Genomic DNA, 14,515 nt, shown 5'->3' on the forward strand with positions numbered 1-14,515 from the left:
TATGAGGGAAAACCTCACGTACGGTTTGATGAGGAGGGGCTGATAATCTCAGCCCTTTACTCTAGTCGCATTAGAAAACGGTTTTGCGAAGTTGGAATTTCGTTCGAGATCTAAGAACGGCGCAAGCGAGAACGCTAACCGACGTCCATCCCTTCCTTTGCCTATGCGACGCTAGAATAAGATTAGAAAGTGAAGAAAGCGCTTACCGTATTGCCGGACGTCGCGGATCGGCGCAATTCAACAGGGGGGATTTCATGAAACCGGTCACTCAAAGGCCTCTTGTCAATCAGATTAGAATCGGGAGGATTCCCGATCGTTATCAATTGTTCTTGTATGCGCTACCTTTTCTCGCACTCGTGTTCGTGTTCAGCTACATGCCGTTATACGGCTGGCTATATGCCTTCTACAACTATCGTCCGGGGTTTTCGCTCTTCGATACGGAATTCGTAGGATTCGATTGGTTCAAATCGATTGTTTCGAATCCGACGCAGACGCAAGAAGTGCTGCGCGTCATGAAAAATACGATGGCGATGAGCTTGCTTGGTATCGTAACTTCGATCTTCCCGGTCATCTTCGCCATTATGCTCATGGAAATCCGTTCTACGAAGTTCAAGAAGTTCGTTCAAGTGTTCACGACGCTGCCGAACTTCATCAGCTGGGTACTCGTATACGCGATCGCGTTCATGCTGTTCTCCGTCGACATGGGCGTCGTGAACAAAGTGATGATCTCGCTCGGATTCCAAGACCATGGCGTGAACTATTTAGCTAGCGACAGTCATACTTGGCTCAAAATGATTTTGTGGTCGACGTGGAAAGGGCTCGGATGGGGTGCGATTCTCTTTATCGCCGCTATAGCGTCCATCGATCAGGAGTTGTACGACGCGGCTAAAGTCGACGGCGCCGGTCGGTTCCGCCTCATGTGGCACATTACGGTGCCGGGCCTAATGCCTACGTACTTCGTGCTGCTGCTCTTGTCGATCGCCAACTTCATTAACAACGGCCTTGAGCAATTTTACGTGTTCCAAAATCCGATGAACAAAGATCACATCGAGGTGCTCGATCTGTACGTCTACAACATCGGTCTGGTAGGCTTTAACTTCTCGTTCGCTACGGCCGTCAGCATGCTGAAGTCGATCGTAAGCATCGCGTTGTTGTTCTTCGCTAACCGTATGTCAAAGTGGGTACGCGGCGAATCGATCATCTAAGGAGAAAGGAGAGACTTCGGATGCAAATAAGACGCTCATTTGGAGACCGTCTATTCTCAATAGGCAACATTACGTTCTTCGTCATCTTCACGCTGCTCTGCGTGTATCCGTTCTACTACTTGTTCATTCAGACGATCAGTAGCAACGATCTTAGCTCGCGAGGACTCGTCACTTGGTATCCGAAACAAATTCACTTTAACAATTATGTAGAAGTGCTGAAGATTAAAGGTTTGTCGCACGCAGCGCTCGTCTCGCTCGAGAGAACGGTGCTCGGGACGATCGCGACCGTACTCGGTTCGGCGTTCCTAGGGTTCTTGTTCACGAAACGTAAAATGTGGGGCCGCAGATTCTGGTACCGGTTCATCATCATTACGATGTATTTCAACGCGGGAATCATTCCTTGGTACATCATCATGATGAATCTGCATATGACGAACAATTTCCTTGCTTATATTTTGCCAGGCATCGTAACGCCCTTCTATGTCATCCTCGTCAAGACGTTCGTCGAATCGATTCCGGAATCGCTGCAGGAATCGGCGGAGATCGACGGGGCCGGCACGATGACGTTGTTCTGGAAAATCGTTCTTCCGCTCATTAAGCCGATCGCGGCGACAATCGCGATTTTCGCGGCCGTCGGTCAGTGGAACTCGTTCGTCGATACGTTGTTCCTGATGACGGATAAGACGTACTACACGCTTCAGTATGTACTCTACAAGTACATGAACGAATCGAATTCGCTCGCTGCGATTATGCGGAGCTCGCAAGGCGCAATGAATATCGATCTTGCGAATTTGCAGACCGCAACGTCTATTCGCACGACCGTTGCGATGATCGTCGTAACCCCGATTTTGTTCGTATATCCGTTCTTCCAGCGCTTCTTCGTAAAAGGCATCATGATCGGTTCGGTCAAAGGCTAATCGCGCTGAAGCCATGAGAGGTGGTGAGGTCGAAGAAGATTACCGCAGTAATTTTGAGCAATTGCATTAAATTAGGAAGGTAACCAATAAGGGAGGCAAAACCTAGTGACTTTTAGAAAAACATTATCGTTGCTTACGGCAGTCTTACTCGTTTCTTCGATCACGGCTTGTTCCTCGAACAACAACAATAACAATGCGGCTTCTTCGTCTGCACCGCCTGCTTCTAGTGCTGCACCGAGCGAATCGGCTTCCCCGAGCGCATCGGCGGAACCGCAAGAAGAGATTTCGCTCGACGTGTTCTCGATGCTCTCGAACTTCTCCGGCGAACAAACCGGATGGTTTGCGAAAGTCGTTAAAGATAAATTCAACATCAACCTGAACATCATCTCCTCGAACCTCGAGGGCGGCGGCGACGTTAAATGGGCGCAAATGATGGCGGGCGGCGACCTCGGCGACCTCGTCGTATTCGGCGACGACGGCACGAAGTACCAAGATGCGATCAAAGCGGGCATGATCATCGACTGGACGAAAGACGGTCTGCTTGATAAATACGGACAAAACATTTTGAAATATGCACCGAAAGCGATCGAAAAGAACAAGAAAAACTTCGGCGGCGGTACGTCCGTATACGGAATCGGCAACGATGTCGGCGAAGACAAGCCAGGTCCTTCCGAAGGAAAAGAGCTGAACTACCACCCGAACCTGCGTTGGGACCTCTATACGCAAATCGGACGCCCTGAAATCAAGACGATGGAAGACTACCTTCCTGTTCTGAAGAAAATGCAAGAATTGAATCCGAAGAGCGAATCCGGTCGTCCGACGTACGCGTTCTCCATGTGGGGCGATTGGGATGGCAACATGATGGTTCTCGCGAAATCGTGGGCTGCGCTTCATGGCTTCGACGAGAGCGACGGTTTTGCCCAAGGCGGCTTCACGCTGATCTCCGCGGATACGGATGAAACGCAAGGGATCCTTGACGAAGACGGCTACTACATTCGCGCTCTTAAGCTCTACTATGACGCGAACAAAATGGGCCTCGTGGATCCAGACTCACCGACGCAAAAGTTCGACGATTACATCAACAAAATGAAAGACGGTCAGTTGCTGTTCTCCATGTTCTCGTGGGCGGATGACGCGTATAACACGCCAGAGCATCTTGCCGAAGGCAAAGGTCTGGAACTGGTTCCATTCGGCGACGAGCGCAACTACTCCTACGGCTATGACCCTTATGGAAGCTCCCGTGTATGGGCAATCGGCGCCAAAGCCGAGCATCCGGAACGCGTTATGCAATTCCTCGACTGGTTGTACAGCCCGGAAGGCCGCATGATCGCGGATAACGGACCTGAAGGCTTGATGTGGGAAATGAAAGACGGCAAACAAGTGTTGACCGAGCTGGGCGCGAAAACACTTCCTGCCGGCGAAACGCCGATTCCGGAAGAGTTCGGCGGCGGCATCTGGAAAGACGGCCGCGACCAAATCAACAATACGACGTTCAAGACTACGGACATCAACCCGATTACGGGCGAGCCTTACGACTACAACCTTTGGTCCTCCCAGCTTGCGAAAGCGCCAGACAAACTGCACGAAGATTGGAATGCGGCAATGGGCGCACCGACGCCTAAAGACTACCTCCTGCAGCATAACCAGCTGTCGGTTATGAGACCGCTCTTCACGGGTACGCCTCCCGAGGCTTATCCTGCGGATCTCGAGCAGAAGAAAGGTCAAGTCGCAACGGTTATCAAGCAATACTCCTGGAAGATGATCTTCGCGAAAAACGAAGGCGAATTCGATAAGCTCAAAAAAGAGATGATCGATAAAGCTAAAGGTCTTGGCTACGACGACGTGCTTGCGTGGAACATCGAGCAAAACAAAAAAACGTTCGAATACCGTAAAAATAGCTAAATTTCGTTAGAGGGGGTAGGGAAGCAGCCGCGTAACGCGGCTCTTCCGTACCCTTTTGCTATAATTGTCCCCTTCCTTAGCCGTGGACGAACTGTTAACATGAGAAAAGTAAGCGATTGCACGATAAGGAGGACGAGCTTGTTGGCCCCGTTCAGATTCATTCGCAAAATGCCTCATCCATTCAAATCGGGTACGCTCAGACGCACGCTCGTTATCTATTTGCTCATAGCCTGTCTCTTTCCGCCCATTTTATTTTCCGCGTTTACGTATTCTTCCTTGCATTCGATTCTGACGCACAAAATCCGTGCCGGCATCGATGCGAGCTTGAAGCAAGAAGCAACCGGTCTCGAGAACGTGCTTAGCAACCTCGATTTCGTCTCCAAACAGTTCGCGCTGGACGGGCAAACCGCGGAACGCGTCAATGCCTACTTGAATACCGAGAAATTAACCGAAAAAGCCGACATGATGAAAGAGATCGAAGAAAGCTTAAATATCGTTAACTTCACGAATCCGAATCTCGGATTGACGGTTTATTATAATCCTCAAGCGACCGATCCGATTTTGTTCACGAACCTGGCCGTCAGCCCCGACTTCGGCGTATCCGGCTTGCCTCCGTTCGTTCGCTACAACGGCGCGTCGTATTTCGGTCCACATCGCACGCAGTACAAGAATAGCACGAACATCGTATTTTCCTCGCTGCGCGAAGTCCGGACAGACTTGGACCAATCCGTCTATATCTATTTGGAGACGAATTACAACCTGTTCCATCAGATCATGAACAGTCAATGGTACGGCATGAAGGTGTCGCACTTCCTCATTAACGACGAAGGGGACGGCATCTACGCGGATAGCGGAGAAGCCCCGTTCGACGGAAGCTTGCTGCGCTGGGATATGGCGGCATCGGGCGACAAGCTGTACAAGGGCTACTATCTGTTCGGTTACGAGAGCTCGCAAGGGTGGAAGCTCGTTACGGCCGTCGATCAAAGCGTCTTCAACCGCGAGATCAACGCGTGGATTTGGCGAATGGCCGCGCTGATCATCGCCTCCTTCGGCTTCGCGATAGTACTCGCCATGCTCATCTGGCGCAAAGTGTACGGCTCGCTTCGCAAGCTGAACAAAGAGATCGTCCGCATGACGGGCGATCGCGAATCTCCAGTCAGCTTGACGCATGTCGAGGAATTCGATCAATTGCTCCGCAACTTCCAAGTCATGAAGACGACCGTTAACGAGCTGATCGGCGAAGTCGCGCGCAATGAACGAATGAAAAGCCAGCTGGAAATGGAAAAGGTGCTTAGCCAAATCAACCCGCACTTCTTGCACAATACGCTCAATACGGTGCAGTGGTTAGCAAGGTCGAACGGGCAGGACGATATCGACCGGCTGCTGACGCTGCTCGTGCAGGTGCTCCATTACAACATGGGCAAGCAAAGCCTGATCGTTACCGTTCGGGACGAATTGGGCGCGCTGCGCAACTATATCGAGCTGCAAAGCTTCCGCTACGAGGGCGAGCTGGCGTTCGTCATCGACGTGGACGAAGCTGCGCTCTCCATACCTATTCCGCGATTCATTTTGCAACCGTTAGTCGAAAACGCGATTTATCACGGTAAAAGCAAAGAAGACGGAGTGATCCGTATCGCGATCGGCATGACCAAGCAGGGCGCGCTACGCTTGGAAGTGGCCGATAACGGACCCGGAATGGACGAAGAAACGGCGAGCAGATTGCTCGGCAAAGACGGCGACCGGCCGATGATGGGGATGGGCATCGGGCTCAAGTACGTCAGAAGCTTGTTAGGTCGTTATTACGGCAACGAGGATCTGCTCGTCATAGACAGCCGTCTTGGCGAAGGTACCGTACTTTCCGTAGAAATTCCGAATGAGATCAAGGAGGATCGCGATGATCAACGCTCTACTAGTTGACGACGAGAAACTCGTACGCAAAGGCTTCATCTCGATGACGGATTGGTCTTCTTACGATATAAGGTTCGTCGGCGAAGCGAAGGATGGACATACGGCCCTCGCGCTGCTCGGCAAAACGAACGTCGATCTCCTGTTCGTCGATATTAGCATGCCGGGCATGACGGGGTTCGAGCTCATGGAGCAGGTGCGAACGCTTTATCCGCAAATCAAGTCCGTCGTGCTAACGTGCCATCACGAGTTCGATTACGTGCAAGAGGCGCTGCGGCTCGGCGCGATCGATTATATCGTTAAGACGCTGCTGAATCGCGGCAACGTCGACGAAACGATGACGAGAATATTGAAGCGATTGTCGTGGGAATCGCGCGAGGCCGTTGTTTCCCCCGTCCGGACATTCCAAGGTGCGACCGCATTTTGCACCTTCGAGCATCCGGTTAACAAGGAGGCGCTGCTGGCCGGCGTTACGGCAGGTCGCAAACCGATCATGCTAACCGACTCGATCTGGCTTCAGCCTGCCAGCGATATAGAAACAGCCGATGGGGTAATGAAATTGCCGCTAAGCCTGAGGGAGCATTGGCAGCCGATCAAGCTCGCGCCTTCCGCGAAGCTGTCGCAAGCCGACGCTGAAGCGCTAATCGTACGTATGTTGCCCGGTTGGTTGTTTTACGGTGCTTCTCCGATCCCACAGACGGGCTTACATCTCGATCCGTTCGCGGAAGACGCGGCGCAAGCTTCCCGGATAGCGGAAGCCGACAAATCGGTTCAAGCGATCGAGCTCGAGCTGGAACAAATGAAGTGGCTGTTTTACGGCAAGGAATGGAAGCAGCTTGTCGATAAAATCGAAGCGACGCAGCCCCCTCCCGCATCGTTAATCCGGATCACGAGCGGCTTGGCCGAAGACTGGTCGTTATACTTCGATTGGGAGTCGGACGCCGAACGCAAAACGAAATGGAAGCCGGAGCAGTCGCCGCAAAGCTGGAAGCAAGTCCGAAGCTGGTTGTCGGAAATGATGGCAACGCTCCAGCGCAGAATGGTGGAGCTTACGTTGTCCCGAGAGGTCGTCGTCTGCTTGCTGCAAGCGATGGCATATATGAAGCGCTACGCCGCCTCGGACTTGAATCAGAACGTAGTCGCCAAGCAGGTCGGCATGAGCCGCAGCTATTTCAGCCAGTGCTATAAGAAGTTCACGGGGGTGTCGTTCGGGGACACGCTTCGGATGATGAAGCTCGAGCAAGCGAAAGAACTGTTGAACACGACGGATTTGTCTGTATACGAGGTTTCTAGCCGTATCGGATTCGAGGACGATAAGCACTTCAGCCGGGTGTTTCGGGAACGCACGGGCTATTATCCGACCGAATACCGGATGAGAAGAGACGAGAGGAGCTGAGCGAATGGTCGCCTTACGTAACAAGAGCGGTTGGCGCAGACTAGTTGTCGGATGTGCCTGCGCGGCGATCATTACGATCGTTCCCGCTTGCAAAAACGGGCAGCCCTCGGAACGTGCGGAGAACTTAGCCTACGCTGCGTACGATCCGCCGGTAAAACTCAGCATCGCCTACTCCTATTCGGATATTACATTGCCGGAAGGTGATCTGCGGGACAATCACTTCTTGACTCGCTATTTGCAGGAACAAACCGGTATCGAGGTCAAATACGATTGGGAAGCCGGCGGCGAAGAGCAGTACAGGAGCATGTTGGATTTAGCGATTCGCAGCAACGACTTGCCGGACGTGTTCATCGTAACGAGAGACCAGTTCCATTCGCTCATGGAGCGCGACATGATCGAGGATCTGTCCAGTTACTATGAACCGTATGCCTCCGAATTAGTCAAGTCCATCTACGATGCGACGGGCGGCAAAGCCATTAAGGAAGCTTCGGAGGACGGCAAGCTGTTCGCCATGCCTAACGTAGCCATCGAAGCCGATGCGCCGACGTACGTCTGGGTGCGGCAAGATTGGCTAGATAAGCTTAAGCTGTCTCCGCCGCGTACGTTAGACGATTTGGCGCATATCGCCCATGCTTTCATGAAGGGCGATCCGGATGGCAACGGCAACGCGGACACTATCGGAATCCCGGTCGATACGCAGCTCGTATTCGGCGAAAAAATCGGCGTGCACGGATTGAACGGCATCTTTTCGGCTTATCACGCATTTCCGAAAAGCTGGATTCGCGATGAATCCGGCAACGTCGTTTACGGCTCCATTACCCCGAACGCGAAGCGGGCGCTTGCGTTGCTCGCGCAGTGGTACCAGGAAGGCGTCATAGACAAGCAATTCGTGCTGCGCAAAGATATTACCGACGTAATCGAGGAGAATCAGACCGGCATTATTTTCGGTCCGTGGTGGGCTCCTTATTGGCCGTTGTCTACTTCGGTCGCCAAAGATACGAAAGCGGAATGGCGCGTTTTCGCGGCGCCCGTGGACGACATGGGCACGTTCGTCACGAATACGTCTCCGACGACGGATCGCTATTTGGTCGTTCGCAAAGGGTATGCGCATCCCGAAGCAGCGCTCAAATTGTTGAACGTGCTGACTAGACTAGAGCGCAACCTTGATCCCAATGTTAAACAAGTCGAGAAGCTAAGGGCAACGGCGAGCCAACTCGGCACGCAGCTGCGCAGCTACTATCCGTTCGACTTGTTGCTCGATTACCCCGATGCGATCGAGCAGCGCCATGATTTGCTCGTAAAGGCGCTTGCCGGAGAAGTCAATTCGGATGAGTTGGATCCGGATTCGAAGTCGCTTTATGAAGATACGAAGCAAGAGATGGAGTCGCCTCGCAAAAATATGGAAGCCTGGAGCGCCTCGCAAGCGTATTTGCTGGGCGGCGCGGTGAGCAAGCAGCCGATGGTAAAGAAGGAAGCGGTATTTTACGGAACGACGCCTTCGATGGATAAAAGCTGGCCCGCGCTACAACAGATGGAACATGATACCTATTTGCAGATCATTACGGGAGAAATACCGATCGACGCGTTCGAAGATTTCGTGACGCGTTGGAAGGCGGGAGGCGGGGACCGCATCACCGCCGAAGTAACATCGACCGTAGACGCCCAAGCGAAGTAGGGTACCGAATAATGTGGAAACTTGTTGCAAACGGTTCGAATTTTTCAGCTAGTTTTAATGTACGGATTTGAAAATCTGATATAGTAGGGAGGTTAGTTTTTTAAATCTAAGGAGGCATTACTGCTATGAGCGACATGGAAAAGGAACAGGCGAACGTGCCTGAGAACGACAATCGCGATACCGCGGAGACGCTCCGTTTGAACGATTCCGAGGGGTCGGAAGCAACGGAACAAGAAGAGATCAAACTCGCTCAAGAAGAGGAAGGCGCAGCTGGAGCGTCCGCTCCGAAAGCAGCCATGCCCGCTTGGCCATGGATCGGATTGTCCGTCATTGCCGTCGCGGCGCTCGCGTTCGTGCTGATCGCAAATCCGCTTGGCGGATCGGACAAGAAAATCGCGAAATTCGACGGCGGTTCGGTTTCCAAAGTCGATTTCTACGAAGAAATCAAAACCCAAGTGCCGGCCGAGCAATTCGCGACCATGGTCGATGCCGTAATCGAAAAGAAACTGATCAGCAAAATGGCGGACAAAGCCGGTATCGAAGTTACGGACGCGGACGTTAACAAGGAAATCGCGAAGTACGAGACGAACTTCGGCGGCGCGGAAGGGTTCCAAAAAGCGCTCGACCAGAACGGAATCGACTTGGCAACGTTCAAAGAGCAACAAATCATTCCGCAAGTGTTGAAGCAAAGAGTGTACGCTAACGCTAATCCTGCAACGGAAGACGACTTCAAGGCTTACTACGAAGCGAACAAAGATAAGTTCGCGACGACGCCGAAGCAAGTTAAAGCCTCGCACATTCTCGTGGCAACGCAAGAAGAAGCCGATGCTATCCTTAAAGACCTGAAGGCGGGCAAAGACTTCGCGACGATCGCGAAAGCGAAATCGATCGATACGGGTTCCGCTGTAAACGGCGGCGATCTGGGCGACTTCTTCGGTCCCGATGCTCAAATGGTTCCCGAATTCTTGCAAGCAGCGCTAGCGCTGGATAAAGGTCAACTCAGCGATGTCGTTCAGTCGCAATACGGCTTCCACATCATCAAAGTAACGGACGTTAAGCCAGCCGTAGTTCCGTCTTACGACGAGAAAAAAGCGGACGTGCAAGACGCGTACTGGGCGGAACAACTCGGCACGAACGAGGCTTCTTGGTTGGACAAGCTCAAAGCGGACAACCACGTGAAAAACTTGGTTAAAGAAGACGCACCAGCCGAAACGCCGGCCGCATCTTCGCCGGCAGCATCCGCGCCGGCATCCTCGCCAGCGGCATCGCCGTCGGCTTCCGCCGCGCAATAAGCACGTCAGAATCAAATTAAAAGGCTCCTGCGCCCGATAAGGGCGGCAGGAGCCTTTTGGCATATGCGTTATTCAGATTGCGTGTCTTCGGGAGGTTTCGCGCTTGGACGCGGCGGCCTCTTCGGTCGGAAGCGCGGAGACAAGTAGTTGCGCTTACGGTCGCGGTAGAATACCCATCCGCCAATGAAGGCGATTCCGAGTAGAAATAAAAGTGCACCGAGCGCGAACGATCCCCAGGCGAATGCCGGCGTGATCGATACGTCACCCATATCCGCGAAATAATCGAAGAGCGCGTCCTTCATGAGCAGGAAACCATAGGCAGCCGCTAGTCCGGGAACGACTAGTAGCAAAATGGCGATAAGTCTCTGCATAATTAACTTCATGAGGTCAATATAGCCCTCCTTCCACTCCTCTAATCATAACGATTTCAGCCTTTATTGTCTATGAAAGCGTCATATTGCCGTATTTTGCCGATTCGCCCGATAGGTCGATTCGATAGTTTTGCTCCTTAATCTAGAAAAACGCGTGGGATTTTGTTCCTACGGGCAAAAAAAGGTACAATAGTAGACGAGCAACTATACGGAGGGGAAACGAAATGCCAATCGAAGTCGATGTCGCCATTATCGGCGGCGGGCCCGGAGGCTATACCGCGGCGGTCAGAGCGGCGCAAGCCGGGCGGAGCGTCGTAGTCATCGAGAAGGACAAGCTTGGCGGAACGTGCTTGCATCGCGGCTGTATTCCTAGCAAGTCGCTGCTGCGAAGCGCGGAAGTGTACGCCACGATCGGAGCGGCTGCTTCATACGGCGTTAACGTTGCCGGCGGACAAGTCAGCGTGGACTGGACTGCGGTGTTATCTCGCAAGACGGACATCGTCGGGCAATTACATAGAGGTTTACAAGCGCTCATGAAGCAGCATAACGTTCAAGTGCTGCCCGGGAGCGGCAGAATTATTGGTCCTAACATTTTCTCCCCGCGGAGCGGATCGATCTTCGTCGAGTTAGCTAACGGCGAGTCCGAGACCGTCGTGCCGAAACACGTCATCATTGCCACGGGCTCAAGACCACGCCTGTTGCCCGGACTGCCTTACGACGGTTCGTCGATCGTAACGAGCGACGAAGCCTTCGATTGGCCGAAGCTTCCCGCGTCGGTTATTATCGTCGGCGGCGGCGTGATCGGCGTAGAGTGGGCATCGATGCTGAGCGATTTCGGCAGCCAAGTGACGATAGTCGAAGCGGCTGAACGAATCGTTCCCGGAGAAGATAAGGACGTAAGCTCGGAGCTGGCGAAGGCGCTTAAGAAACGCGGCGTGAACATCTTGACCGGCGCTTCGCTTAAGATCGATTCTTGTACGGTGACGGAGAACGGCGTTCATGCCGAAGCGGTCTCCGGCGATAAGACGACAACGCTTACCGCGGAACATATGCTCGTATCCGTCGGTCGCCAAGGCAACGTCGAACAGCTCGGTTTGGAAAATACGGACGTGAAGGCGGACAAAGGGTTCGTCGTCGTTAGTCCTAAAACTTTGCAGACCGGCGAATCGCACATTTATGCGATCGGCGACTGCATCGGCGGCGTCCAATTGGCGCATGCGGCGATGCACGAAGCGGCGGTCGCGGTCGATCATTTGCTCGGCAGCAAATCTTCGCGTACGGCGGACCGGGACATTCCCCGCTGTATCTATTCTCGTCCGGAGGCGGCTTCGATCGGATGGACCGAAGCGGACGCGAAGGCGAACGGGTACGACGTGAAGGTAGCCAAGCTCCCGCTGCGCATACTAGGCAAAGCGCTCGTGTACGGGGAGACCGAAGGCTTCGCGAAAGTGGTCGCGGATAAGGCTAGCGGCGATTTGCTCGGCGTGCACCTAGTCGGCGCGCATGCGACCGACATGATCGCCGAGGCGTCGCTGGCGAAGCTGCTGGATGCGGTGCCATGGGAAATCGGACGAGCGATTCATCCGCATCCGACGCTATCGGAAGCGCTGCAAGAAGTCATGCTTGCGTTGGACGGCGGAGCCGGACACGCTTAATAAAGGATTCGGCGGCCTTGTCCGCATCGTCCCTGCACACGAATTAAGACGCATGAACAGCGTTCTTCGAAACCGTGTGCAGTTGGGCGTTTCTTTTTGTTATCGAGGAGAGTATAATAGGGTTAAGCTCAAGTATTAAGACCAGGTTATAATACAAAGTGAAAGCTAGGAGGACGCACCCATGAAACAGGCCGGTTCCGTCCAGCAAACCTTAAGACATACCGCGCTAGGCTTGTCCGACGAACGCGCAGTCGACATGTACAAGACGATGATGACCGCTCGCCGATTCGACGAACGCGGTCAATTGCTCAAGCTTGCGGGTAAAGTTAACTTCCACATTTCAGGCATTACGCAGGAGCCTTCGCAGGTCGCGATGGGCTTCGCCATGGATACGACAACCGACTGGTTCCTGCCTTATTACCGCGATTACGGTTTCGTGCTCTCAATCGGCATGACGGTTAAGGAACTTATGCTGTCCCTATATGCCAAAGCCGAAGATCCGAATAGCGCCGGACGTCAAATGCCGGGTCATTTCGGCTCCAAGCGGCTGCGCATGGTTACCGGCTCAAGTCCGGTAACGACGCAAGTCCCGCATGCGGCAGGCATCGCGTTAGCGGCCAAGATGCGCGGCGAGAAGTCGGTGTCGATCGTCTCTTTCGGCGAAGGTTCGAGCAACCAAGGCGATTTTCACGAAGGCTGCAACTTTGCCGGCGTTCATAAGCTGCCGGTTATTTTCGTCTGTCAGAACAATCAATACGCGATTTCCGTCCCGTTGGCCAAGCAGACGAGAGGCCAAATTTACGATCGCGCCCTCGGTTACGGATTCCCGGGCGTTCGCGTCGACGGCAACGATACGCTCGAAGTGTATCGCGTCGTCAAGGAAGCGCGCGACCGCGCAATCGCGGGCGAGGGACCTACGCTCATCGAGATCATGACGTACCGCGTTACCGGTCACTCGGCGACAGACAACGATTTGGAGTATCGGACGAAGGAAGAAGTAGAGCCTTACAAGCAGAACGATCCGATCCAAACCTATAAAAATTATCTCATGGATGCAGGCTTATGGTCCGATGAGCAAGAAGCTACGCTCCAGGTGGAGATCCGCGCGATCATCGACGAGGGCAACCAATACGCGGAGCGCGCTCCGTTCCAGTCTGCGGAAGACTCGGAGCTTTACGTCTATGCGGAGCCAAGCGGGGAGGGTCACTAATGGCGGTTATTGAATATATCGAAGCGATTCGTCTCGCGATGAAGGAAGAGATGGAGCGCGACAACAACGTCTTCATTCTCGGCGAGGACGTCGGCAAGAAGGGCGGCGTGTTCGGTACGACGAAGGGCATCTACCAGCAATTCGGCGAGGAGCGCGCGATCGATACGCCGCTCGCGGAATCGGCTATCGCCGGCGTCGCGATCGGCGCGGCCATGGTCGGCATGAAGCCGGTAGCCGAGATGCAGTATTCGGACTTCATGTTCCCGGCGACGAACCAAATCATTAGCGAAGCGGCCAAAATCCGCTATCGCTCCAATAACGACTGGAGCTGCCCCGTTGTCATTCGCGCGCCGATCGGCGGCGGCGTATTCGGCGGGTTGTACCATTCCCAGTGCCCGGAATCGGTATTTTTCGGCACGCCGGGTCTTAAGATCGTCGCTCCCGCGACCGCTTACGATGCCAAAGGGCTGCTGAAAGCCGCGATTCGCGATCCGGATCCCGTCTTGTTCTTCGAGAACAAGAAGTGCTACCGCCTCATTACCGACGAAGTGCCGGAAGAGGATTATATCGTCCCGATCGGCAAGGCGAACGTGATGCGCGAGGGTACCGACATTACGGTTATCGGTTACAGCATGCCGCTTCATTTCGCGATGCAAGCCGCGGAGGAGCTGTCGAGAGACGAAGGGATCGAAGCCCACATTCTCGACCTGCGCACGATCCAGCCGCTCGATCGCGAGGCGATTTTGGAAGCGGCGGCGAAGACGGGCAAAGTTCTCATCATTCACGAAGATAACAAGACCGGCGGCGTCGGGGCGGAAGTGTCCGCCATTATCGCCGAAGAGTTGCTCTACGATCTCGATGCGCCGATTCGCCGTCTGTGCGGTCCCGATATCCCGGCGATGGCGATTAATCCGCCGGGCGAGAAGCACTTCCTATTGAACAAAGAAAAAGTCAAAGCGGCCATGCTGGAGCTGGCGCGGTATTAGA

The 14,515-nt window shown here is 53.7% G+C and carries 11 protein-coding genes; 10 read left to right on the plus strand and 1 reads right to left on the minus strand.

The features are described 5' to 3' along the window. Nucleotides 1–254: 254 nt before the first annotated feature. The 7 genes from ACFPQ4_RS19705 (at nt 255) to ACFPQ4_RS19735 (ending at nt 10,292) form a co-directional block, all read left to right on the plus strand. Entirely contained in the window at nt 255–1,205 is a 951-nt protein-coding gene (locus tag ACFPQ4_RS19705; RefSeq protein WP_378113612.1) for an ABC transporter permease, read from the plus strand. A gap of 20 nt (nt 1,206–1,225) precedes the next feature. Then, the gene (locus ACFPQ4_RS19710; RefSeq protein ID WP_378113613.1) at nt 1,226–2,122 is read left to right on the plus strand and encodes a carbohydrate ABC transporter permease; all 897 of its coding nucleotides are present in this window, start codon (nt 1,226–1,228) and stop codon (nt 2,120–2,122) included. Between the two features lie 105 nt (nt 2,123–2,227). Continuing rightward, nucleotides 2,228–4,024, plus strand: coding sequence for an extracellular solute-binding protein (locus tag ACFPQ4_RS19715; protein ID WP_378113614.1), 1,797 nt, complete (start codon nt 2,228–2,230; stop codon nt 4,022–4,024). A 141-nt stretch (nt 4,025–4,165) separates the two neighbouring features. After that, the gene (locus tag ACFPQ4_RS19720; RefSeq protein ID WP_378113615.1) at nt 4,166–5,941 is read left to right on the plus strand and encodes a sensor histidine kinase; all 1,776 of its coding nucleotides are present in this window, start codon (nt 4,166–4,168) and stop codon (nt 5,939–5,941) included. After that, the gene (locus ACFPQ4_RS19725) at nt 5,919–7,325 is read left to right on the plus strand and encodes a response regulator transcription factor (protein ID WP_378113616.1); all 1,407 of its coding nucleotides are present in this window, start codon (nt 5,919–5,921) and stop codon (nt 7,323–7,325) included. Before ACFPQ4_RS19720 ends, ACFPQ4_RS19725 begins: the two co-directional genes overlap by 23 nt. Nucleotides 7,326–7,329: 4 nt before the next feature. Further along, complete coding sequence (locus tag ACFPQ4_RS19730; RefSeq protein ID WP_378113617.1) at nt 7,330–9,000, plus strand: extracellular solute-binding protein; 1,671 nt, start codon at nt 7,330–7,332, stop codon at nt 8,998–9,000. A 125-nt stretch (nt 9,001–9,125) separates the two neighbouring features. Continuing rightward, nucleotides 9,126–10,292 carry a peptidyl-prolyl cis-trans isomerase gene (locus tag ACFPQ4_RS19735; protein WP_378113618.1) on the plus strand — a complete coding sequence of 389 codons (1,167 nt, stop codon included), beginning with the start codon at nt 9,126–9,128 and terminating at the stop codon, nt 10,290–10,292. Between the two features lie 68 nt (nt 10,293–10,360). Here ACFPQ4_RS19735 and ACFPQ4_RS19740 read toward each other — a convergent pair whose 3' ends face one another. Then, nucleotides 10,361–10,675 (minus strand): DUF2627 domain-containing protein, encoded by a 315-nt coding sequence (locus tag ACFPQ4_RS19740; RefSeq protein WP_378113619.1) that lies wholly within the window; start codon nt 10,673–10,675, stop codon nt 10,361–10,363. 212 nt (nt 10,676–10,887) lie between these two features. Here ACFPQ4_RS19740 and lpdA point away from each other — a divergent pair, with 212 nt between their 5' ends. From lpdA to ACFPQ4_RS19755, 3 genes are all read left to right on the plus strand, one after another. Next, nucleotides 10,888–12,318, plus strand: a complete 1,431-nt coding sequence (gene lpdA, locus ACFPQ4_RS19745) for a dihydrolipoyl dehydrogenase (protein ID WP_378113620.1) — start codon at nt 10,888–10,890, stop codon at nt 12,316–12,318. 181 nt (nt 12,319–12,499) lie between these two features. After that, nucleotides 12,500–13,528: a thiamine pyrophosphate-dependent dehydrogenase E1 component subunit alpha gene (locus ACFPQ4_RS19750; protein WP_378113621.1), complete on the plus strand. Its 1,029-nt coding sequence runs from the start codon at nt 12,500–12,502 to the stop codon at nt 13,526–13,528. Further along, on the plus strand, nt 13,528–14,514 hold the full coding sequence (locus ACFPQ4_RS19755) for an alpha-ketoacid dehydrogenase subunit beta (RefSeq protein ID WP_378113622.1): 987 nt from the start codon (nt 13,528–13,530) through the stop codon (nt 14,512–14,514). Before ACFPQ4_RS19750 ends, ACFPQ4_RS19755 begins: the two co-directional genes overlap by 1 nt. Nucleotide 14,515: the final 1 nt, after the last annotated feature.

The sequence above is a fragment of the Cohnella yongneupensis genome (assembly GCF_042655785.1).
GTDB lineage: Bacteria > Bacillota > Bacilli > Paenibacillales > Paenibacillaceae > Cohnella > Cohnella yongneupensis.

What these genes read in the sequence shown, in the direction of transcription:
- ACFPQ4_RS19705 (WP_378113612.1), top strand. Translation starts at nt 255, where the DNA reads ATGAAACCGGTCACTCAAAGGCCTCTTGTCAATCAGATTAGAATCGGG.
- ACFPQ4_RS19710 (WP_378113613.1), top strand. Translation starts at nt 1,226, where the DNA reads ATGCAAATAAGACGCTCATTTGGAGACCGTCTATTCTCAATAGGCAAC.
- ACFPQ4_RS19725 (WP_378113616.1), top strand. Translation starts at nt 5,919, where the DNA reads ATGATCAACGCTCTACTAGTTGACGACGAGAAACTCGTACGCAAAGGC.
- ACFPQ4_RS19730 (WP_378113617.1), top strand. Translation starts at nt 7,330, where the DNA reads ATGGTCGCCTTACGTAACAAGAGCGGTTGGCGCAGACTAGTTGTCGGA.
- ACFPQ4_RS19735 (WP_378113618.1), top strand. Translation starts at nt 9,126, where the DNA reads ATGAGCGACATGGAAAAGGAACAGGCGAACGTGCCTGAGAACGACAAT.
- ACFPQ4_RS19740 (WP_378113619.1), bottom strand. Translation starts at nt 10,675, where the DNA reads ATGAAGTTAATTATGCAGAGACTTATCGCCATTTTGCTACTAGTCGTT.
- lpdA (WP_378113620.1), top strand. Translation starts at nt 10,888, where the DNA reads ATGCCAATCGAAGTCGATGTCGCCATTATCGGCGGCGGGCCCGGAGGC.
- ACFPQ4_RS19750 (WP_378113621.1), top strand. Translation starts at nt 12,500, where the DNA reads ATGAAACAGGCCGGTTCCGTCCAGCAAACCTTAAGACATACCGCGCTA.
- ACFPQ4_RS19755 (WP_378113622.1), top strand. Translation starts at nt 13,528, where the DNA reads ATGGCGGTTATTGAATATATCGAAGCGATTCGTCTCGCGATGAAGGAA.